Source organism: Paraburkholderia sp. EG286B (genome assembly GCF_040965655.1).
In the GTDB taxonomy this organism is placed as follows: domain Bacteria; phylum Pseudomonadota; class Gammaproteobacteria; order Burkholderiales; family Burkholderiaceae; genus Paraburkholderia.
This window is the reverse complement of record NZ_JBFRCF010000014.1, coordinates 1-20,701: the sequence shown is the minus strand read 5'-3', so window position 1 is coordinate 20,701 and position 20,701 is coordinate 1. Positions and strand designations below refer to the sequence as shown.

The 20,701-nt window shown below is 67.5% G+C and carries 23 protein-coding genes and 1 other RNA gene; 14 read left to right on the top strand and 10 right to left on the bottom strand.

Annotated features, from left to right (window positions below; translation table 11 throughout):
* The first annotated feature begins 49 nt into the window (after positions 1-49).
* The 4 genes from cobU to AB4Y42_RS27550 are packed head-to-tail and all read left to right on the top strand — an operon-like array spanning position 50 to position 3,465.
* A complete protein-coding gene (gene cobU, locus AB4Y42_RS27565) occupies positions 50-604 on the top strand; it encodes a bifunctional adenosylcobinamide kinase/adenosylcobinamide-phosphate guanylyltransferase (RefSeq protein WP_368691932.1) in 555 nt (184 codons plus the stop codon).
* On the top strand, positions 604-1,539 hold the full coding sequence (gene cbiB, locus AB4Y42_RS27560; protein WP_368695999.1) for an adenosylcobinamide-phosphate synthase CbiB: 936 nt from the start codon (positions 604-606) through the stop codon (positions 1,537-1,539). Before cobU ends, cbiB begins: the two co-directional genes overlap by 1 nt.
* A complete protein-coding gene (cobD, locus tag AB4Y42_RS27555) occupies positions 1,532-2,557 on the top strand; it encodes a threonine-phosphate decarboxylase CobD (RefSeq protein ID WP_368695930.1) in 1,026 nt (341 codons plus the stop codon). The genes cbiB and cobD overlap by 8 nt, the downstream gene beginning before the upstream one ends.
* Positions 2,557-3,465 carry a cobalamin-binding protein gene (locus tag AB4Y42_RS27550; protein ID WP_368695929.1) on the top strand — a complete coding sequence of 303 codons (909 nt, stop codon included), beginning with the start codon at positions 2,557-2,559 and terminating at the stop codon, positions 3,463-3,465. The genes cobD and AB4Y42_RS27550 overlap by 1 nt, the downstream gene beginning before the upstream one ends.
* Positions 3,466-3,486: 21 nt before the next feature.
* Here AB4Y42_RS27550 and cobC read toward each other — a convergent pair whose 3' ends face one another.
* Genes cobC through AB4Y42_RS27525 form a run of 5 tightly spaced genes read right to left on the bottom strand, consistent with a single transcriptional unit; the run spans position 3,487 to position 7,792 of the window.
* The gene (cobC, locus tag AB4Y42_RS27545; RefSeq protein WP_368695928.1) at positions 3,487-4,074 is read right to left on the bottom strand and encodes an alpha-ribazole phosphatase; all 588 of its coding nucleotides are present in this window, start codon (positions 4,072-4,074) and stop codon (positions 3,487-3,489) included.
* The gene (locus tag AB4Y42_RS27540; RefSeq protein ID WP_368691936.1) at positions 4,059-4,835 is read right to left on the bottom strand and encodes an adenosylcobinamide-GDP ribazoletransferase; all 777 of its coding nucleotides are present in this window, start codon (positions 4,833-4,835) and stop codon (positions 4,059-4,061) included. The genes cobC and AB4Y42_RS27540 overlap by 16 nt, the downstream gene beginning before the upstream one ends.
* Before the next feature lie 10 nt (positions 4,836-4,845).
* Positions 4,846-5,910 (bottom strand): nicotinate-nucleotide--dimethylbenzimidazole phosphoribosyltransferase, encoded by a 1,065-nt coding sequence (gene cobT / locus AB4Y42_RS27535; protein WP_368691937.1) that lies wholly within the window; start codon positions 5,908-5,910, stop codon positions 4,846-4,848.
* A gap of 41 nt (positions 5,911-5,951) precedes the next feature.
* Positions 5,952-6,785 (bottom strand): ABC transporter ATP-binding protein, encoded by an 834-nt coding sequence (locus AB4Y42_RS27530; RefSeq protein WP_368691938.1) that lies wholly within the window; start codon positions 6,783-6,785, stop codon positions 5,952-5,954.
* Positions 6,782-7,792 (bottom strand): FecCD family ABC transporter permease, encoded by a 1,011-nt coding sequence (locus AB4Y42_RS27525; protein WP_368695998.1) that lies wholly within the window; start codon positions 7,790-7,792, stop codon positions 6,782-6,784. Before AB4Y42_RS27525 ends, AB4Y42_RS27530 begins: the two co-directional genes overlap by 4 nt.
* Before the next feature lie 433 nt (positions 7,793-8,225).
* Here AB4Y42_RS27525 and AB4Y42_RS27520 point away from each other — a divergent pair, with 433 nt between their 5' ends.
* The 5 genes from AB4Y42_RS27520 (at position 8,226) to AB4Y42_RS27500 (ending at position 10,642) form a co-directional block, all read left to right on the top strand.
* Positions 8,226-8,579 (top strand): hypothetical protein, encoded by a 354-nt coding sequence (locus AB4Y42_RS27520; protein WP_028207759.1) that lies wholly within the window; start codon positions 8,226-8,228, stop codon positions 8,577-8,579.
* A complete protein-coding gene (locus tag AB4Y42_RS27515) occupies positions 8,576-8,890 on the top strand; it encodes a cell division protein ZapA (protein ID WP_042268772.1) in 315 nt (104 codons plus the stop codon). The genes AB4Y42_RS27520 and AB4Y42_RS27515 overlap by 4 nt, the downstream gene beginning before the upstream one ends.
* 128 nt (positions 8,891-9,018) lie before the next feature.
* A non-coding RNA gene (ssrS, locus tag AB4Y42_RS27510) (6S RNA) lies at positions 9,019-9,200 on the top strand.
* Positions 9,201-9,313: 113 nt separating this feature from the next.
* On the top strand, positions 9,314-9,772 hold the full coding sequence (locus AB4Y42_RS27505; protein WP_368691939.1) for an EVE domain-containing protein: 459 nt from the start codon (positions 9,314-9,316) through the stop codon (positions 9,770-9,772).
* A gap of 135 nt (positions 9,773-9,907) precedes the next feature.
* A complete protein-coding gene (locus AB4Y42_RS27500) occupies positions 9,908-10,642 on the top strand; it encodes an SIMPL domain-containing protein (protein WP_368695927.1) in 735 nt (244 codons plus the stop codon).
* Positions 10,643-10,740: 98 nt separating this feature from the next.
* On the opposite strand, the gene lgt is transcribed toward AB4Y42_RS27500, so the two are convergent.
* Complete coding sequence (gene lgt / locus AB4Y42_RS27495) at positions 10,741-11,655, bottom strand: prolipoprotein diacylglyceryl transferase (protein WP_368695926.1); 915 nt, start codon at positions 11,653-11,655, stop codon at positions 10,741-10,743.
* Positions 11,656-11,890: 235 nt separating this feature from the next.
* Positions 11,891-12,850, bottom strand: coding sequence for a LysR family transcriptional regulator (locus tag AB4Y42_RS27490; RefSeq protein WP_368695925.1), 960 nt, complete (start codon positions 12,848-12,850; stop codon positions 11,891-11,893).
* Positions 12,851-13,020: 170 nt separating this feature from the next.
* On the opposite strand from AB4Y42_RS27490, the gene ilvD reads away from it, so the two are divergent.
* Together ilvD and AB4Y42_RS27480 are read left to right on the top strand one after the other, a co-directional pair.
* Positions 13,021-14,694, top strand: coding sequence for a dihydroxy-acid dehydratase (gene ilvD / locus AB4Y42_RS27485; protein WP_368691942.1), 1,674 nt, complete (start codon positions 13,021-13,023; stop codon positions 14,692-14,694).
* Positions 14,695-14,826: 132 nt separating this feature from the next.
* A complete protein-coding gene (locus AB4Y42_RS27480) occupies positions 14,827-15,186 on the top strand; it encodes a c-type cytochrome (RefSeq protein ID WP_368691943.1) in 360 nt (119 codons plus the stop codon).
* Between the two features lie 60 nt (positions 15,187-15,246).
* On the opposite strand, the gene AB4Y42_RS27475 is transcribed toward AB4Y42_RS27480, so the two are convergent.
* From AB4Y42_RS27475 to AB4Y42_RS27465, 3 genes are read right to left on the bottom strand one after another with little or no spacing between them, the layout of a single operon-like run.
* Positions 15,247-15,648 (bottom strand): DUF2486 family protein, encoded by a 402-nt coding sequence (locus tag AB4Y42_RS27475; RefSeq protein ID WP_069265458.1) that lies wholly within the window; start codon positions 15,646-15,648, stop codon positions 15,247-15,249.
* Positions 15,649-15,707: 59 nt separating this feature from the next.
* Positions 15,708-16,124 carry a DNA polymerase III subunit chi gene (locus AB4Y42_RS27470; protein WP_368691944.1) on the bottom strand — a complete coding sequence of 139 codons (417 nt, stop codon included), beginning with the start codon at positions 16,122-16,124 and terminating at the stop codon, positions 15,708-15,710.
* Between the two features lie 52 nt (positions 16,125-16,176).
* Entirely contained in the window at positions 16,177-17,688 is a 1,512-nt protein-coding gene (locus AB4Y42_RS27465; protein ID WP_069265459.1) for a leucyl aminopeptidase, read from the bottom strand.
* Positions 17,689-17,822: 134 nt separating this feature from the next.
* On the opposite strand from AB4Y42_RS27465, the gene lptF reads away from it, so the two are divergent.
* From lptF to AB4Y42_RS27450, 3 genes are read left to right on the top strand one after another with little or no spacing between them, the layout of a single operon-like run.
* Positions 17,823-18,923 carry an LPS export ABC transporter permease LptF gene (gene lptF / locus AB4Y42_RS27460; RefSeq protein ID WP_368695924.1) on the top strand — a complete coding sequence of 367 codons (1,101 nt, stop codon included), beginning with the start codon at positions 17,823-17,825 and terminating at the stop codon, positions 18,921-18,923.
* Between the two features lie 15 nt (positions 18,924-18,938).
* Positions 18,939-20,087 carry an LPS export ABC transporter permease LptG gene (gene lptG, locus AB4Y42_RS27455; RefSeq protein WP_368691945.1) on the top strand — a complete coding sequence of 383 codons (1,149 nt, stop codon included), beginning with the start codon at positions 18,939-18,941 and terminating at the stop codon, positions 20,085-20,087.
* A gap of 54 nt (positions 20,088-20,141) precedes the next feature.
* A complete protein-coding gene (locus tag AB4Y42_RS27450) occupies positions 20,142-20,519 on the top strand; it encodes a sirohydrochlorin chelatase (protein ID WP_368691946.1) in 378 nt (125 codons plus the stop codon).
* Positions 20,520-20,701: the final 182 nt, after the last annotated feature.

Genomic DNA, 20,701 nt, shown 5'->3' with positions numbered 1-20,701 from the left:
TGGCCAATGGGACAACGGCGAGCCTGGGCGCAGCCGTTACAATCACGCGATGAATTCGCGCGATCTCACCTTCATCGTCGGCGGCGCGCGCTCGGGCAAGAGCGCGCACGCCGAACGCCTCGCGGCCGCGAGCGGCCTGCCGGTCACCTATATCGCCACCGCGCGCGTGACGGACGACACCGAGTTCGCCGAGCGCATCGGCCACCATCGCGCGCGCCGGCCCGCGCACTGGGCGCTCGCCGAGGCGCCGCTCGATCTCGCGGACGCACTCGACGCCGCGGCGGCGCCCGGCCAGTGCGTGCTGATCGACTGTCTCACGCTGTGGCTCGCGAACCTGCTTTGCCCCGCCGACTCCGCAGCGCCGCTGCCCGACTGGCGCGAGCGCCTCGACGCCTTCGCCGCCGCCTGCGAGCGCGCACAAGGCACGGTGCTCGTGGTGAGCAACGAGATCGGCATGGGCGTCGTGCCGATGGGCGCGGCCACGCGCCTCTACTTGGACGAACTCGGCCGCCTCAATCAACGCATCGCGGCGCTCGCCGACCGCGCCACGCTCGTCGCCGCGGGCCTGCCTCTCGTGCTCAAAGCGCCGCGCGGGACCTCATGATGCTCTCGCTACCCGTCACCGCCGCGCTCGCCGTGGCCGGCGTCGCCGTGGACCGCTGGCTCGGCGAGCCGCGCCGAGCGCACCCGCTCGTCGCCTTCGGCAAATACGCGAACCGCATCGAGGCGCGCCTGAACACGGGCCGCCGCGGCCGTCCGCTCGGCCTCGTCGCATGGCTCGCCGCCGTCGCACCGCCCGTCGTCGTCGCCGCGCTGCTGTGTGCGCTGCTGCCCTGGCCGCTCGCCTGGGCGCTGCACGTCGCGCTGCTTTGGTTCGCACTCGGCGCGCGCAGTCTTACCGAGCACATCGCGCCGATCGGGGCCGCTTTGGCACGGCGCGACCTCGCTGCCGCGCGCGAGTTGACGGGCCGCATCGTCTCGCGCGACACAGCGGGGGCAGATGCCACCGCGCTTTCGAGCGCGGCCGTCGAATCGGCGCTCGAAAACGGCAACGACGCGATCTTCGGCGCGCTGTTCTGGTTCGCAATCGCGGGCGGCCCGGGCGCCCTCGCGTTCCGCCTCGCCAACACGCTCGACGCCATGTGGGGCTACCGCACGCCGCGCTTCCTGCGCTTTGGCTGGGCGGCCGCGCGCATCGACGACGTGCTCAACTGGGTTCCCGCGCGCCTCACGGCCGCGAGCTACGCGCTGCTCGGCGATACACGCATGGCGCTGCGCTGCTGGCGCGAACAGGCGCATCGCTGGGAGAGCCCGAACGCGGGCCCGGTGATGGCCTCGGGCGCGGGCAGCCTGAACGTGCTGCTGGGCGGCGCGGCCGTCTATCACGGCTTGCTGGAGGAGCGCCCGGCGCTCGGCGCGGGCTCGCCGCCGCGCGCGCAGCACGTGGATGCGGCCTTGCGGCTCGTCGAGCGCACCACCATTTTGTGGCTCGCGGCGCTGCTCGCACTGGCCTTCGTGAGCGTGGCGACGCATGTCTGAGCAGCCAGCCGCACTCGTCGCGCACGGCGGCAATCTGCACGAAGCCGCGCAGCGTTACGGCATCGTCTGGGACGCCTGGATCGACCTCTCAACCGGCATCAATCCGCATGGCTACCCGGTGCCGCCGGTGCCGCCCACGGCATGGCGGCGCCTGCCCGACGACGGCGACGGCTTCGCCGCCTGCGCGGCGCGCTACTACGGCGCACCCGACGCCCGCCACGTGTTGCCGGTGGCGGGCAGTCAGGCCGCGATCCGCGCGCTGCCGGCATTGCTGCCGCGCGCCCGTGTAGCCATCGCGCCGCTCACCTACGGCGAGTACGCACCGGCGTTCGCACGCGCGGGCCATGAGATCGTGCCGCTCGACGTCACGCAGGACACGCTGCCCGATACTGTCACACACGCCGTCGTGGTGAATCCGAACAATCCGACGGCCACGCATCTGGCTGCCGCCCACCTGCTGCATTGGCATGCGCAGCTCGCGGCGCGCGGCGGCACGCTGATCGTCGACGAAGCCTTTGCCGATGCCCTCGGCCACGAGCGATCCGAAACGCTTGCGCGCGCAACGAGCCGAGAAGGACTCGTCGTGCTGCGCTCGCCTGGCAAGTTCTTCGGGCTCGCGGGCGCGCGCTGCGGCTTCGCGCTCGGCGCCCCCGCCCTGCTGGCCGCGTTGCGCGCACAGCTGGGAGCGTGGACCGTGAGCGGGCCGGCGCGCCACGCCGTCACCCATGCGTTCGAAGACAGCGCGTGGCAGAACGAAATGCGCATTCGCCTCGCCGCCGACAGCGCGCGCCTCGTTGCGCTGCTGCGCGCTCACGGCTTAACGCCGCACGCCACGCCGCTGTTCGCCTGGATCACGGACCCGCGCGCGCCCGCGCTGCAGGGCGCGCTCGCATGCCACGCCGTGTGGACGCGCCGCTTCGACGCGCCGGCCAGCCTGCGCTTCGGTCTGCCCGCGTCCGAGGGCGAGTGGCAGCGCTTCGAAAGCGCACTCGGGCAAGCCATGCGGGCGATCGGTTGATGCGTGCGGCCACCACGGCGTTGGCGCTGCTGGCCGCGACGCTCCTGCCGTGCGCCGCGCATGCGAGCGTCACCGCCATCGACGACGCGGGCGACACCGTCACCCTCCCCGCGCCTGCGCAGCGCGTCGTAAGCCTCGCGCCCCACGTGACCGAGCTGCTCTACGCCGCAGGCGGCGGCGCGAAAGTGGTCGGCGCCGTGGCCTACAGCGACTACCCGCCCGAAGCGCAAAAGGTGCCGCGCGTGGGCGACAACCGCGCGCTCGACCTCGAGCGCATCGCCGCGTTCAAGCCCGACCTCATCGTGGTCTGGCGTCACGGCAACGCGCAGCAACAGCTCGATCGTCTGCGCGCGCTGCACCTCCCCCTCTTTTTCAGCGAGCCGCACAAGCTCGACGATGTCGCGACCTCGCTCACGCGCCTCGGCGTGCTGCTCGGCACCGAAGACACCGCGCAGGCCGCCGCGACTGCTTACCGCCGCGATATCGCGCAGCTGCGCGCGCGTTATGCGCAGCGCGCACCCGTGAGCGTGTTCTACGAAGTCTGGGATCAGCCGCTGATGACCCTCAACGGCTCGCACATGATCAGCGACGTGATCACGCTCTGCGGCGGCCGCAACGTGTTCGCGGCGCTCGAACCGCTCGTGCCGACGGTAACGACTGAAGCCGTCCTCGCCGCCAATCCCGATGCGATCGTCACCGCGTCGCAAGGCGCGACGTCGCCGGACCGCCCGCTGCCGAGCCTCGAGCGCTGGCGCGCCTGGCCGGCGCTGGCCGCCGTCGCCCACGGCAATCTCTTCGCCATCGACGGCGATCTGCTCACGCGCCCCGCGCCGCGCATCGCGCAGGGCGCGGCGCAGCTGTGCAAGGATCTCGACCTCGCCCGCTCGCGCAACGCCGCGGCGCATTGATTCGATCTCCGAAATGACTCGTTAGGCGTTCCAGCGCGCCAGCAGCCACAGGGCGCTTGACGCGTCGTAACGCAAATGCACGATCGCGCCCATCTCCAGCGGCCAGCGCACGCAGCGCGCGAGCGGCACGCCGAGCGCGCGCGCCGTGACGGTGCGCATCACGCCCGCATGCGTGACGGCCCAAACGGTGGACTTCTCGCGCGCGTCGAGCGTGTCGAACCAGCCGGCTACACGCGCATCGAACTGCGCGACGCTCTCGCCGCCGTGCTCGCGCGCATGCTCGAAATTCGCGGCCCATGCGTCGATCTGCGCGCGCTCGATCGCGTCCCAATGCTGCATCTCCCACGCGCCGAAATCCATCTCTGCGAGGCGTGCTTCGGCTTGCGGCGTGGGGCCGCGCAGATCGCCGAGCGCCGCCGCCACGCTCGCGCAGCGCGTGAGCGGACTCGTTTCGATACGCTGCGGTTCGCGTACGCCGAGCGCCGCAATCCGCCCGGCGAGCGACGCGGCCTGCTGCGTCGGGTCGCCCGCGAGCGGCACGTCGCTCGCGCCGTAGCACATGCCCGCATCCACCGCCACGGCGGGATGGCGGATCAGAACGAGATCCATGCGAGCCCCACGAGGTAGATGGCGATCTCGAACACCTGTTGGGCGAAGCCGAGACAATCGCCCGTATAGCCGCCGATGCGGCGCACGAAGTAACGTCCCAGTGCATAGCGCAACACGGCGAGCACGACGAGCATCGCGACGCCCGCGCGCCAGTCGGGCGCGCCGGACCACACCGGCCAGAACAGCCATGGCAAGCCGAACACGCACGCGCACAGCCACGCGGGCACGCTCATGCGCTGCGCGACGGGCTTGGCCTTGCCCTCGGGACGCACATACTCGAGCGAGACGAGATAGCTGATCGCGCACGCGCGGCTCGCGGCGTGGCCGGCGATCATCAGCAGTGCGGCGCGCGCCGGCGGCAGCGCCGCGAGCGTCTGCCACTTGAGCGCGAGCGCCATCACGAGACCGATCGCGCCGAACGCGCCGATGCGCGAATCGTGCATGATGCGCAGGACGTCCTCACGGGCGTACGCACCGCCGAATGCGTCGAGGCAGTCGGCGAGACCGTCTTCGTGGAAGGCGCCCGTCGCGAGGAGCGTGACGGCCATCGACAGCAGCACGGCCACGTTCGCCGGAAACACGCGCAACGCGGCGAGATAGACGAGCGCCCCAAGCGCCCCGATCAACGCGCCGACGAGCGGAAAGTAGCGCGCCGCCGCGTTGAGCCACGCGGGTTCGAAGCCCACCCAGCGCGGCACCGGCACGCGCGTGAAATAGCCCAGCGCTGTGAAGAAATAGCGCAGCTCTGCCAGTGGATTCATCGCGCGGCGCTCAGGCGTGGCGATCACTGCGATTGTCGACGCCGGCCGACTCGAAACTCGCCATGTCGTTGAGGAACGCCACCGCCGCACGCAGCAGCGGCACCGCGAGCGCCGCGCCCGTGCCCTCGCCCAGCCGCAGGTCGAGCGTGAGCAGTTCGCGCGCGCCGAAGTGATCGAGCATGCGGCGGTGCCCCGCTTCGTTCGATGCGTGCGCAAACACGCAGTAGTCGCGCACGTTCGGCGCGAGCGAGTCGGCCACGAGCAGCGCCGAGGTGGCGATGAAGCCGTCGACGAGAATCGCCATGCGCGAGCGCGCCGCTTCGAGGTACGCGCCCGCCATCATTGCGATCTCGAAGCCGCCGAACGCGGCAAGCACGTCGAGCGGCTCGCGCGCGTCGGCATGATGCGCGAGCGCCGCCGCGAGCACATTGCGCTTTTTCGCGAGGCCCGCATTGTCGAGGCCGGTGCCTCGCCCGACGCATTCGTCGATCGGCACGCCGCACAGCCGGCTCATCAGGCAAGCGGCCGACGACGTGTTCGCAATGCCCATTTCGCCAAAGCCGATCACGTTCGTGCCGAGCGCCGCGTGGTGGCGCACGCGCCCGGCGCCCGCCGCGAGCGCGGCGATGGCGTCGTCGCGCGTCATGGCGCGCTCGTGCGAGAAGTTGCGCGTGCCGGCCGCGATGGGCACGTCGACGAGGGTCGGCGACGGCGGCAGCGGCGTCGCCACGCCCGCGTTGACGACTTCGAGCGTGAGTCCCACCACGTCGCTGAACACGTTGATCGCCGCGCCCCCTGCCACGAAGTTCGCGACCATCTGCGCGGTGACGGCCTGCGGGTACGGGCTCACGCCTTCGGCAGCAATGCCGTGGTCGCCTGCGAAGACGATCATCACGGGACGCTCGACGCTCGGGCGCGTCGTGCCCTGGATCATGCCGAGCTGGCGCGCCAGCGTTTCGAGCCGGCCGAGACTACCGGGCGGTTTGGTCTTCGTGTCGATGAGGCGTTGCAGTTCGTCGCGCAACGAGAGGTCGAGCGGTTCGACGGCGAGCAGTTCGGTAAGCGATGACGTCATGGTGTATTTCGTTTCGAGGTGATGCGGGCGACAGCGGCGCACTAGCGCACGCCGTTCGATCCCGGCGAATGCGGTGATGAAGATGTCGAGCCGAGTGCGGGGACAAGCGCCTCGTGCGCGCCCTCGCGGATCAGCACGAGCGGATGACCGAATGCGGCGCTCGCGCGCTCCGGCGTGAGCACATCGCGCACGGGGCCCGCGTGAAAACCGCCGCGGCCGTCGAGCAGGAGCGCGTGCGTTGCGAAGCGCCGCGCAAGATTGAGATCGTGGCACGAAAACAGCACCGCTCGCGCTTCACTGCGCACCCAGCGCGAGAGCGCTTCGAGACAGGCAATCTGATGATGCAGGTCCAGATGCGCGAGCGGCTCGTCGAGCAGCAGGAGCGGCGCGCCCTGGCAGAGCGCGGCGGCGAGCGCGACACGCTGGCGCTCGCCGCCCGAAAGCGACAGCACATCGCGCGCGGCGAACGCTTCGAGGCCGAGCGTGGCGAGCGCGGCGTGCGCGGCGGCGCGATCGGCGTCGCCTTCCCAGCCCCAGCCCGAAAGATGCGGATAGCGATTGAGCAGCACGGTGTCGATCACGCTCGCGCTGAAGGCGTCACGCTGGTCCTGCGGCATCAGTGCGCGGCGCTGCGCGAGGCGCACCGGCGGCCACTGCGCGAGCGCGATGCCCTCGACTTCGATGCGTCCCGCCGAGGGCTCGCCCAGGCCCGCGAGCGCGCCGATCAGCGTGGTCTTGCCCGCGCCATTCGCGCCCGCCACGCACCAGATTTCGCCGGCGGCAAACCTTTGCGTGAGCGATTCCACGAGCGTGCGCGCGCCCGCACGCAACGAGAGCGCGTGGACCGCGAGCAGGGAAGGATGCGTATCGCTCATCGTCCGCGCCTCGCGAGCAGCATCCACAGGAATACGGGCACGCCCGCGAGCGCGGTTACGACGCCCACCGGCAACTGCGCAGGCGCCGCGACCGTACGCGCGACGAGGTCCGCGCCCATCACGGCCACGCCGCCCGCGAGCGCGGCAGCGGGCACGAGCATGCGCTGGTCGTTGCCGAACGCGAGACGCAGCATGTGGGGCACGACGAGCCCCACGAAGCCGATGGTGCCGCCCGTCGTCACCGCAGCGGCCGCCGCGAGCGACGCGGCAAGATAAATGCCCACGCGCAGACGCAGCACCGGCACACCGAGCGCCTGCGCGGCGGCGTCGCCGCGCAGCAGCACGTTGAGCATCGGCGCGGCGGGGACGATGCACGCAAGGACCACGCCAAGCGTCGCGAGCGCGGGCCATGGCGTGGCCGCGCCATTGAGGTCGCCCGTGAGCCAGAACAGCATGCCGCGCAGGCGCGTGTCGGGCGCGAGCGTGAGCAGCAGTGTGATCAATGCGCCCCAGCCTGCCGCCGTCACCGCGCCCGTCAGGAGCAGCCGCGGCGAGCTGTCTTGCGGCTCGCCGCGCCACAACTCGCGGCGCGCGAGGCCGAGCACGAGCAGGATCGAAACGAACGCACCCGCACACGCGCTCGCCTGCACGCCCCACCACGCCACGCCCGCGATCATCGCCACGAGTGCGAATGCGGCCGCGCCGCCAGAAACGCCGAGCACATAGGGCTCCGCGAGCGGATTGCGCAGCAGCACCTGCAGCAACGCGCCCGCCAGCGCGAGCAAGCCACCACATGCAAAACCCGCCAACGCGCGCGGCAAGCGCAGCGTACGCACGATCTGGATCGCCATGTCCGGCGCGCCGTGCACGTCATGCGCGGGAGCGAGCGCCGCCAGCGCCTGCGCAAACGTCACGCTCACACTGCCGGTTGCGAGCGATGCAGCGAACACCCCGAGCGCCACGGCTGCGAGCGCGCCCCAGATCATGCACGCACGGCGCGCGCTCATCGAGCGCCGCGGCAGCGCGTGGATCGGTGGCACAGCATGGGACTCATCGTGGCTCATGGAACGCATAGGGGAACTCGGCAGCGGATTTCAATCAAGCTCGCACAGAAAGACAGCAGGGGTATACGCAGGCCGCGACAGAGCGCAGTATTTTGGTCGCCAGGGATTCCGCATGACGCGTGGCATAAGCGATTCGCGAAAGCACTGGCAAAAGACCATGAATCCGTGATGTTATAACGCGCAGACCATGATCGAGACGATGCGCTTTGTGCGCGGCGCTGGCAAATTACGTTCCCGCCCGGCGTATGCCGCACACGTAGCGAGGGTTTTGTGCCTGATTCGGGTAAGAAGCCGGGTTGTTACGTCTGGAAACGACACAATTATCAAAATACGCGTTAATCCGCGCTAGAATGCCTGTCTTTAGAGGACGCAGCACATGCTCAACGAACTCGAAACACTCTCACAAAACATCGGGCGGCTGATCGAGATTAATCAGCGCCAACACGAAGCACGCCTCGCACTCGAAGAGCAACTCGCGCAGCTGCGTGCGCAATGCGACGAAACACGCACCGAACTCGAACAGGTCCGCGAGGAGCGCGCCGCGCTGCAGGCAGAGCGCGATGCCCTCTCGGCCAAGATCGACGATGCGCAGGTGCGTCTGAACGCGATCCTCGAAAAGCTGCCACGCGCACGCGCCGGTAACGAACGCGACAACCAGCTCGATCTGCTCGAGCCGTCGCAGAGCAACGACGACGACAGCAACGCGGCCCGCCACGGAGAAAATGCATGACCACCAAGCAGATCGAAGCGACGATCCTCGGCCAAACCTATCGCCTCGTCTGTTCGCCGGAAACGGAACAGGCACTGCTCGAAGCGGTGGCGCGCGTGGATGCCGAAATGTCGAAGATCCGCAATCACAGCAACGTGCGCGGCACCGATCGCATCGCCGTCATGGCGGCGCTCTCGCTCGCCTCGGAACTGCTGCGCCTGCAAACCAGCGTGCGTCACGGGGAAGCATTCCCAGCCGAAGAAATCCGTCGTACAATGCGCCAAATGAACGAACAACTCGGCGCCGTGATTCACCAGTACGGTGTGCAATAAGCGCTGATGTATGCCGCGGTTGTAAGCCGCAGTGTTACGCAGCAACGTGCGGTATGATGTTGTTCAAAGGTAGCGTTGATTTGTTTAGAAACGCGCGTTTCTAAACACGCTGCCAAACAGTTTAGTCAGCTTCCCTGCCTGGTTCGCCAAGGTCATATATTCCTTGAACCAATGCCATGTGCACGGTTGCGGAAATTTGTAGCACGGGCGTGCGCGTCACACAGTCTGATGTACCCGAAGTGCTGCTAACTGCGACCAATTCTGAACCCTCGGTTCAGGATGCCGGCCTAGCGGCTATGGCGGGGACCTATTCAAACGGCATCGGACCACAGTCCGATGCCGTTTTCCTTTGTGCGGCGTGCATTGGCGTTTTTCGCGGCATGCACACTCGCCCCTCTCCCCTTTCGACGTGAATTTCGACTCATGCGCTACTGGCTGATGAAGTCCGAACCCGACGAAGCAAGCATCGACGACCTCGCAAACGCGCCGCAGCGCACGCTGCCCTGGACCGGCGTACGAAACTACCAGGCGCGCAATTTCATGCGCGACACCATGCAGCAAGGCGACGGCGTGCTGTTCTATCACTCGAGCTGCCCCGAGCCCGGCATCGCGGGCATCGCGCAGGTGTCGTCCACGGCCTACCCCGATCCCACGCAGTTCGATCCGAAAAGCCCTTACTACGACGCGAAATCGACGCACGAGAATCCGCGCTGGATCCTCGTCGACGTCGTGTTCAAGAAGAAGTGCCCGCTAATTGCTCTTGCCGCCTTGCGCGAACACGAGGAACTCGCGGACATGCGCGTGCTCGCCAGGGGCAATCGCCTCTCGATCACGCCGGTCACGACGGCCGAGTGGAACTTCATCACAAAACATCTGATGTGAGGCGGTTCGGTTCTGCGTCGACGCAGGCGGCCGCGCACGCACACAGCATCCGTGCGCGACTTCAAGCACAATCGCGCACAGTCGCGCGTCGCCACGTATGCCTCGCGCGCGACACCAGTTCTGCAAGGAGCCTCAATGAACCGAAAAACTGCCGTCACGCTCGCCGCCGCATTGGCTGCCGCCCTCCCCCTCGCCATGACGCTCGCGCCGGGCGCCGCGTTCGCACAGAGCGACGCGCGCCTCCAGCAGCCCTCAGGCGTGCTTTCGCTGTCTGCGCAGGCGAGCGCCGAAGTCCCGCAGGACGTCGTCAACATTACGCTGTTCTACGAACAGGAAGCGAACGATCCCGCCTCGCTCACCGCGACGCTCAATCAGCGCGCCGACTCCGCGCTTCAACGCGCGAGAGGCGTCGCGGGTGTAACCGCGCACTCGGGCCAGTTCTCGATCTTCCCTTCGACGGATCGCGACGGGCGCATCTCCGCCTGGCGCGGCCGCACGGAAGTCGTGCTCGAGTCGCATGATTTCGCGGCGGCGTCGAAGCTCGCCGGCGATCTCTCATCGATCATGCAGGTGGGCAACGTGCAGTTCTCGCTGTCGCCCGAGGCGCAACGCGCCGCCGAGCAAAAGCTGTCGGGCCAGGCCATCGCCTCGTTCCGCGACCAGGCGCTTTCGGCCACGCGCGCGTTCGGCTACAGCAGCTACACGATTCGCGACGTGAACGTGGGGCACTCGGGCGTGATGCCGCGCCCCATGATGATGATGAGCGCGCGCGCCGCTTCGGCTGACGCGAAGATGTCAGCACCGGTGCCGCTCGAAGGCGGCACGTCCACGGTGACGGTCAACGTCTCCGGCTCGGTGCAGATGAAGTAAAGCGCGCGATACAAGCCACGCAAGCAAAAAGGCCACGGTGAAAACCGTGGCCTTTTTCATGGGCTAAAACGCGTGGCGCGTTCGCGTTCGCGTGCGCGTCAGCTCTTCGCGCCCGCTACCTGTGCGCCGTCGTTGCCGCGTTTGGCGCGGCGATACGCCCACGCCATCAGGCCAATGCCCACGATGATCATCGGCAGCGAGAGCCACTGGCCCATCGAGAGGCCGAGCGCCAGCAGGCCGAGGAAGTCATCGGGTTCGCGTGCGAACTCGACCGTGAAGCGCGCGAGACCATAGCCGATCAGGAACATGGCCGAAATCGCGCCGACGGGGCGCGGCTTGCGCGCGAACAGAATCAGCACGATGAAGAGCGCGATGCCTTCCAGCGCGATTTCGTACAGCTCCGAAGGATGGCGCGGCAGCAGATGGTACTGCGCGAACACTTCGTTCAGATGCCACTGCGCGGCCAGTTGCGGATGCGCGGCGAGCCACGCGGCGTCGTCGTTCGCGGCGCCCGGAAACAGCATGGCCCACGGCGAATCGGGCGAGGTCACGCGGCCCCACAGTTCGCCGTTGATGAAGTTGCCGAGACGGCCGAAGGCGAGCCCCGTGGGCACCATCGGCGCAACGAAGTCCGTGACCTGCAGCCAGGTGCGGCCGCGTTGCCACGCGAACAGCACCATCGCGAACGTCACGCCGAGGAAGCCGCCGTGAAACGACATGCCGCCTTCCCAGACCTTGAAGATGTCGAGCGGATGCGCGAAGTACCAGCTCGCCTTGTAGAACAGCACGTAGCCCAGGCGCCCGCCCAGGATCGTGCCGAGCACGCCGTAGAACAGCATGTCGTCGATGTCTTTCGCGGTCCAGCCCTGCGCGGCCACGTAAGGCAGACGCAGGCGCAGACGGCCGATCACGATCGCCAGAATGAAGCCGACGAGATACATGAGGCCGTACCAGCGCACGGCGAGCGGCCCCAGATGAATGGCGACGGGGTCGAAGTTCGGGTGGATGAGCATCGTGGATGAAGTCTTGTCGGCGATATCGATTGAAATCGGGTTGTAAGCAGTTCCGCGCCGCTCACACAAGCGGGCCAGGCACGTTGGACGTTTGCAAAGCGGCGAGGTTCGCAGCCGGCGCGTCACGGCGTGACATTATCGCCGACGCGAGGGGGCGCGAACCAAAATGCACGTTTGGCGCTGCGCCGCGAGTGTAACGGCGACAGATGACGGACGCGGTCGGCCCGGCTTCCGGCTAGCCCTCGCGCGCAGGCCAGCCCGCCGTCGCCGCGTGCGCGCGCACGATCTCGATGAACGCCGCGAGCACCGGGCTCACCTCGGCCGAGCGCCAGACGAGGCCCGTTTCGATGGCCGGCACCGCCCCGGCGAGCGGCCGGTACACGACGCCCGTGCGCCGCAGATGGCGCAGCGACTGCGGCACGAGCGCCACGCCCATGCCGGCCGAGACGAGGCTCACGATCGTCTGCATCTGGATCGCTTCCTGGCCGATCAGGGGCGCGAGGCCGGCCGCGCCGTAGCAGTCCATGATGGTGTCGTAGAAACCCGGGGCCAGATGGCGCGGAAAGACGACGAGCGGCGCATCGGCGAGATCGCGCAGGCTCACGGGCGCGTCGTGCCAGTCGTCGGCTGAAGGCCCGCCAAGGCGCACCGACAGCGCCGAGGGCATGGCGACCACGAGCGGCTCGCGCGCGACCGGCTGGTAAGCAAGCTGGGCCGCGTGGCGCGGCGGCACGGGGGCGATCACGAGACCCGCGTCGATGCGGCCCGCCACCAGCTCTTCCACCTGCACGTCGCTCGTGGCTTCGGCGAGCTGCAGGCGCACGCGCGGATAGCGCGCGCCGAAGTCGCGCAGCAAGAGCGGCAGCAAGCCGTAGTCGGCGGTCGAAACGAAGGCCAGCGCGAGCACGCCCGCCTCGCCGCGCGCGAGGCTCTGCGCGAGCGGCCGCAGCGCTTCGGCGCTTGCCAGCAGGCGCCTCACCTCCGGCAGCAGATCGGCGCCCACGGCCGTCAATTCGACCGAACGGCGCGTGCGCGCGAACAGCTCCACGCCCAGCGTCTCCTCCAGCGCGCGAATGGCCTGCGAGAGCGGCGGCTGCGTCATCGACAGGCGCGCCGCCGCGCGGCCGAAATGCTGCTCCTCGGCCACGGCGACGAAATAGCGAAGCTGGCGCAGATCGGGGATCGTCGGATTCATCGGCGGCGTTCTCGCGTTGGGGTCATGTTGATATGTTTTACGACTCAATAGACCACGAATAATATATTGGACAGCGTTCTCGCGAAATCGCATGCTTCGATAGACGTGCCGGCGCCCCCCGAACCAGAACCCACACCCGGCGTCCGAGACAAAATTCACCGGAGGTCCCCATGCCCTATAACCGTCGTTCGAGGCACATCACGCAAGGCGTCGCCCGCTCGCCCAATCGTTCGATGTATTACGCGCTCGGCTACGAGAAAGCCGATTTCGACAAGCCGATGATCGGCGTCGCCAATGGCCATTCGACCATCACGCCGTGCAACGCCGGCCTGCAGCGGCTGGCCGACGCGGCCGTCGACGCCATCAAGCGCGCCGACGCGAACCCGCAGACCTTCGGCACGCCCACGATCTCGGACGGCATGTCGATGGGCACCGAAGGCATGAAGTACTCGCTCGTCTCGCGCGAAGTCATCGCGGACTGCATCGAGACCTGCGTGCAAGGCCAGTGGATGGACGGTGTGGTCGTGATCGGCGGCTGCGACAAGAACATGCCCGGCGGCATGATCGCGCTCGCACGCATCAACGTGCCCGGCATCTACGTGTATGGCGGCACGATCCGCCCGGGCAACTGGAAGGGTAAGGCCCTCACCATCGTCTCGGCGTTCGAGGCCGTGGGCGAATTCACCGCGGGGCGCATGAGCGAAGAAGATTTCGAGGGCGTCGAGAAAAACGCCTGCCCTTCCACGGGCTCGTGCGGCGGCATGTACACCGCGAATACGATGAGCTCGTCGTTCGAAGCGCTCGGCATGTCGCTCATGTATTCGTCGACGATGGCCAACCCCGACGAGGAGAAAGTCGACTCGGCGGCGGAATCGGCGCGCGTGCTGGTCGAGGCCGTCAAGCAGGACCTCAAGCCGCGCGACATCATCACGAAGAAGTCGATCGAGAACGCCGTGGCGCTCATCATGGCGACGGGCGGTTCGACCAATGCCGTGCTGCACTATCTCGCCATCGCGCATGCCGCGGAAATCGAATGGACCATCGACGACTTCGAGCGCATGCGCAAGAAAGTGCCGGTGATCTGCGACCTGAAGCCGTCCGGCCAGTACGTCGCGACCGACCTGCACGAGGCCGGCGGCATTCCGCAGGTGCTCAAGATCCTGCTCGACGCGGGCCTCCTGCATGGCGACTGCATCACCATCACGGGCAAGACCATCGCGGAAGAACTCAAGGACGTGCCGTCCACGCCGCGCGCGGACCAGAAGGTGATCTTCCCCATCAGCCAGGCGCTGTACAAGGAAGGCCATCTGGCGATCCTCAAGGGCAATCTCGCGACGCACGGCGCGGTCGCCAAGATCACGGGCCTGAAGAATCCGGTCATCACGGGCCCCGCGCGCGTGTTCGACGACGAGCAGAGCGCGATGGAAGCCATCCTCGCGGACAAGATCAAGGCCGGCGACGTCGTCGTGCTGCGCTACCTCGGCCCGAAGGGCGGGCCCGGCATGCCGGAAATGCTCGCGCCGACTTCGGCGATCATCGGCAAGGGGCTGGGGGAGTCGGTGGGGCTCATCACCGATGGGCGCTTCTCGGGCGGCACCTGGGGCATGGTGGTGGGCCACGTCGCGCCGGAAGCGTTTGAAGGCGGCACGATCGCTCTCGTGCAGGAAGGCGACTCGATCACCATCGACGCTCACACGCTCCTGCTGCAACTGAACGTGGACGACGCCGAACTCGCACGCCGGCGCGCGGCCTGGAAGCAGCCCGCGCCGCGTTACACGCGCGGCGTCATGGCGAAGTACGCGGCGCTCGCGCGCCCGGCGAACCAGGGCGCGGTGACGGGCTAGGCGGGGCCAAGCCGGGCCTGGCGCCGCTCGAATCCCGACCTGCAGTAAAGCAAAGGGCGCACGTCCGGGACGTGCGCCCTTTGCTTTTATAATGCGACGACACAGCCGGCGCATACGCGGGCGGAGACCAGTATGAAACGGAAGTCGCAAGCGAAGAACAAGACAGCGACGCTCGCCGCCGCGCTCGCCATCGGCCTTGCCGGCGCGCTCGGGGCAGCCCCGGTCCGCGCGCAGCATGGACCCACCGGTCTCGCGCTCGCCCAGCAGCAGAACTGCATGAGCTGCCACTCGGTGACCCGCAATTTCATGGGGCCCGCCCTGCGCGATGTCGCCGCGAAGTACGCGGGCAAGCCCGACGCGCAGGCCTATCTCACCCACAAGATTCTGGAAGGCGGCAGCGGCGTGTGGGGCACCGTGCCGATGCCGGCCAACACGCAGCTGAACCCCGCACAGGCGGCGCAGCTCGCGAGCTGGATCCTCACGCTCAAGTGAGGCGAACGGTGCGATGGCGCGGGCGCCGAGCGACTGCCCACCGCCGCACGCTCAAGTGAATCAGGCCGAAGGCGGACGCCCCGCGCGCGCCGCCAGTTCTTCGCGCACGGCGGCCTTCACCCAGTTCGTGAGTTCCGTTTCGAGCGCAAGACCGATTTCGCGCGACACCTGGCCCACGAGCCAGTTCGTATGCTCCTGCATCGCGGCGCTGCAGCGCGCCTCGATCACGGCGCGGCCTTCGCCGGTGAGCCAGGTCAGGCAACGGCCGCGCAGGCGCTCGACGAGCGCGTCGGCGTCGTGCGCGAACAGGCCCTCCTCGCGCTCGGCCACGGCGGCCTGGACGGCAGCGGCCGTCGCGCTCTTCGCCTCTTCGACGTTGTGCGCGCGCAGCGGATTGCCGCTCACCATCACCTCGTTCAAGAGCGGAATCGCACTATCTTCCGAGTCGTGCATGCCGGACATGTTTACCTCCATCGATCGGGGCAGTCGGCCTTGCGCCGGTACGCCTCGCGCGTCCGGCCTCAGCCGCCCTGCTTGTAGTTGTTGAGCGCGTAACCGCGGTCGCGGTAGAAACGATAGCGCTCACGGCCCGACGCGAGTTCGTCGGGCGCATCGCCAATCACTTCGAGCAGGCGCTCGAAGCGTGCGAACTGTGGCGGGACCTCGGCGCCGAGATTGAGCAGCACACGATGATGCGGCGCACGCTCGAGATCCGTTGCCAGCACGATGGGCGATTCGCCCGCTTGAGGGCTCTCGGCCATGCAGTGCGGCACGAAATCGAGCGGCGAAAAGGTCCACAACATCTCGTCGAACGCGCGCAGGCGCGCGGGCTCGGCCAGCACGACCGCCTGCTGGCCCGCCTGATACGCCTTGCGCACGAGGCGGCACGCATACAGCAGCGAGTCGCCGACGTTCGTGTGGAAATCGATGCGCGTCATGCCCGCACCACTTTACACACCGTCAGGTGGGCAGCAATCTCCATTCCTGCCCTCATTGCCCGGCACGATCGATCAGGAACTGGGCGAGCAGCGGCACCGGACGGCCCGTCGCGCCCTTGGCCGCGCCGCTCTTCCACGCCGTGCCGGCGATGTCGAGGTGCGCCCACGGGTAGTTTTCGGTGAAACGCGAGAGGAAGCACGCCGCCGTCACGCTGCCCGCCGGACGCCCGCCGATGTTGGCGAGGTCGGCAAAGTTCGACTTGAGCTGGTCCTGATACTCGTCGTCGAGCGGCAGGCGCCAGGCCGGATCGTTCGCTTCGCGCGAGGCGTCGAGCAGTTCGCCCGCGAGCGCGTCGTCCTTCGAGAAGAGGCCGCTGTTGTGATGGCCGAGCGCGATGATGCAGGCGCCCGTGAGCGTGGCGATGTCGACCACGGCGGCCGGCTTGAAGCGCTCGGCATAGGTGAGCGCATCGCACAGGATCAGGCGGCCTTCGGCGTCGGTGTTGAGCACTTCGACCGTGAGGCCCGCCATCGTCGTGACGATGTCGCCCGGCTTCGTGGCGTTGCCCGCGGGCATGTTCTCGCAGGTCGGGATGATGCCGATCACGTTGAGCTTGAGCCCCATTTCGGCGACCGCGCGGATCGTGCCGAGCACGGAGCCCGCGCCGCACATGTCGTACTTCATCTCGTCCATGCCCTCGCCCGGCTTGAGCGAAATGCCGCCCGTGTCGAACGTGATGCCCTTGCCGACCAGCACGATGGGCGCGGCCTTGGCGCTGGCGCCCTGATAGTGCAGCACGATGAACTGCGGCGGCTCGACCGAGCCCTTTGTTACCGAAAGAAACGAACCCATCTTGAGCGTCTCGATCTGGCGCTGGCCGAGCACCTCGACCTTGAGCTTCCAGTCGCGCGCGAGCTTCTTGGCCGTGGCCGCGAGATAGGTCGGCGTGCAGACGTTGCCCGGCAGATTGCCGAGGTCGCGCGTGAGGTCCATGCCGTTGGCGAGCGCGACGGACTGCTTCGCCGCCAGCTTCGCGGCCTTCTCTTCGGCGGCGTCGATGCTGAAGACCACGCGCTTGAGGGCCCGCTGCGAGACGTCGGGCTTGCTCTTCATCTGCGTGAAGCGATAGGTCTCGTTGCGCAGCGCGAGAATGGCGGTGCGCACGCCCCAGTCGCCCGTGCGCTCCTTCACCGGCAATTGCGCGAGCGTGAAGGTGACCTGCGCGATCTTCGTGCCGAGGATCGCGCGCCAGGCGGCCTTGACCGCGTCGCCGTAAGCCTTCTGGCCGAACGCGTCCTGCTTGCCGAGACCCACGAGCAGCACGCGCGAGGCGCCGATGCCGCTCACTTCCGGCAGGAACAGCGTGGAGCCGGCCTTGCCGTCGATGTCGCCGGCCTTGACGACGCGCGCGATTGCGCCGCCAATGGCGCTGTCGATGGCGAACGCCGCGCCCGACAGGGTTTGCGCCTCGAACACGCCGACCACGACACAATCCGACTTGCCGGTCAGGAAGGGGCCGTCCCCGCCTTTGCTCCAGTCACAGGCTTTTATGCTAAAGTCCATCGCGCTTGTCCTCGGATAAAATCAGGGCTTAGGATGAAAGCCGCAATTATCCGCTATTTTTCCCGCGGCGGCTCCTGGACGGTTGCGCGAGCTGCGCGCCTCCCGGCACGGTCCGCCCGCCCTGCCCATCAAGAATGATCTTCGAACGTTCCCTGCAGCGCGAACTCGCGTACACGGCCGGCGCCGTGTTCATGGTTCTGCTCACGATCATGCTGACGACGATGATGATCCGCATCGTCGGCTTCGCCGCGTCCGGTCAGATCGACCCGCGCGACGTGCTGGTGCTGATCGGACTCACCGTGATCGGCTACATGGCCGTCATGCTCATCGTCACGCTGTTCGTGTCGATCCTGTTCGTCCTCACGCGCTGGTACAAGGATTCCGAAATGGTCGTGTGGCTCTCCTCCGGGGTGAGCCTCACGCGCCTGATCAAGCCGGTCGCCACCTTTGCCGCGCCGATCATCCTGCTGATCGTGTTCTTCGCGTTCATCGGCTGGCCGTGGTCGAATGCGCAGAGCAAGCTGATTCGCGCGCGCTTCCAGCAGCGCGATGAAGTGTCGCTGCTCGCGCCCGGCCAGTTCCGCGAATCGCCCACCACGCACCGCGTGTTCTTCATCGAGAGCATGAGCCCCGACCAGGGCCGCGTGGAGAACGTGTTCGTCACGAGCACGGAAAACGGCAAGGTGAGCGTGATCGTCTCGAAGACGGGCCACACCGAAACCATGAAGGGCGGCGACCGCTTCGTCGTGCTCGAAAACGGCCGCCGCTACGACGGCGAGCCCGGCCACCCGGACTTTCGCATCAGCGAGTTCCAGCGTTATGGCGTGAAGATCACGAGCCAGCCGCTCGTGAACACGCCTTCGGCGAGCACCACGTCCACGCCGGGCCTGCTGCGCCACCCGACCAACGACAACCTGGGCGAACTCGCCTGGCGCGCCGGCCTGCCGCTCATCGCGATCAACCTGATGCTGCTCGGCATTCCGCTCGCCTACCAGAACCCGCGCCGCAGCCGCACGATCAATCTCGTGATGGCGGTGCTGATCTACCTCACCTATTCGAACCTGCTCAACGTCGTGCAGTCGCAGATCGAGCAAGGCAAGATGCCCTTCGGCGTCGGTCTCGTCCTGCTGCACGCCGTGGTGCTCGCGCTCGTCGTGTTCATCTTCTGGATACGCGTGCGCAACCGGCCGCTCTTTACACGTGCGATGTTCCGGCGCGCCTCTCCTTGCAACTGAGAGGGAAACTGACCGATGCGCATTTACGAAAAATACTTCGCTCGCCAGGTCTACCTGACGTTCATCTTCATCCTGTTCGCCTTCTCCGGCCTGTTCTTCTTCTTCGACCTCATCAACGAGCTGAACTCGGTCGGCCACGGCAACTACAAATTCCAGTACGCGGTGCTGCGCGTGGCGCTCCAGGCGCCCTCGCGGCTCTACGAGATCATCCCGGTCGCGGCGCTCATCGCCGCGATCTACGTGTTCGCGCAAATGGCCGCGAATTCCGAGTACACGATCTTTCGCGTGTCGGGTCTCGCCACCAACCAGGCGCTGCGCTCGTTGCTCAAGATCGGCGTGCCGCTCGTGCTGCTCACCTACCTGATCGGCGAAGTCGTCGGCCCTTACACCGACCAGCTCTCCGAGCGCGTGCGCCTCGAGGCGTTGGGCTCGGCCGTGTCGAGCAACTTCCAGTCGGGCGTGTGGGTGAAGGACACACTCACCGCACGCGCCGACGGCGAGCAGGTCACGCGCTTCGTGAACGTCGGGGAGCTGCTGCCCGATGCGACCATCACGAACGTGCGCATCTACGAATTCGATTCGCAGTTCCGGCTCTCCAACGTGCGCCTCGCGAAGAGCGGCACGTTCCAGCCGCCGGGTCACTGGCTGCTCAAGGACGTGACCGATACGCAACTGATCGGCGTGGCGCCACCGCAGAACCAGCCGGTCGATGCGCTCAATCCGGTCTATCGCGCCCAGCAGACCTCGGCGCCCGAATACTCGCTGCGCTCGGAGCTCACGCCGAACATTCTCTCGGTGCTGCTCGTATCGCCCGACCGGATGTCGATGTTCAACCTGTTCCGCTACATCCAGCATCTGACCGAGAACCATCAGGACGCGCAGCGCTACCAGATCGCGTTCTGGCGCAAGCTGCTCTACCCGTTCGCGGTGTTCGTGATGCTCGTGCTCTCGCTGCCGTTCGCGTATCTGCATACGCGCGCCGGCGTGGTGGGCATGAAGGTATTCGGCGGGATCATGCTCGGCATGAGCTTCCAGCTCGTCAACACGCTGTTCTCGCACGTGGGTACACTGAACACCTGGCCCGCGCCGCTCACGGCGGCGACACCGGGGCTCATCTATCTAGCGGTCGGGCTGATCGGGCTCAAATGGGTCGACCGGCATTGATGCCGGTAGCGTTCAGCCGATAGTTCGGCCGCTAATTCGCACAGGCTCGCAAGCATGGGCACGCACGGCATGATTCTCTTCGGCCACGGCGCGCGCGACGCGCGCTGGCAGGAGCCGTTCCAGCGGCTCGCCGCGAAGCTTTCCGCCACGCGCGGCGATGCGGGGCCGGTCGGCCTCGCCTTTCTCGAACTGATGACGCCGAGCCTGCCCGATGCGATCGCCGGCCAGGCCGCGGCAGGCTGCGACACGATCACGGTCGTGCCGGTGTTCTTCGGCCAGGGCGGCCACGTGCGCCGCGATCTGCCCGCGCTGATCGCGCAATGCCAGAGCGAGCATCCGGATGTGCGCCTGCGTTGTGCGGGCGCCGTCGGCGAGGACGATGCGGTGCTCGAAGCGATCGTGCGGTACTGCATCGAAAACGACCGCGACTAGAACCGCTCACGCATAAAAAAGGTTCTTCGTAGGAAACCGTGGAGCTTCTGAGGATGATTGCGTAACCTGAGTCCTGACTTTTATGGAATTCAGGAGGCGGAGTTGCTCGATCGCAAGGCACTTCAGGCGCTGGGCTGCTGGACAGGATATCGGCTGGAACGGGTTGAATGGCCACAAGGTGA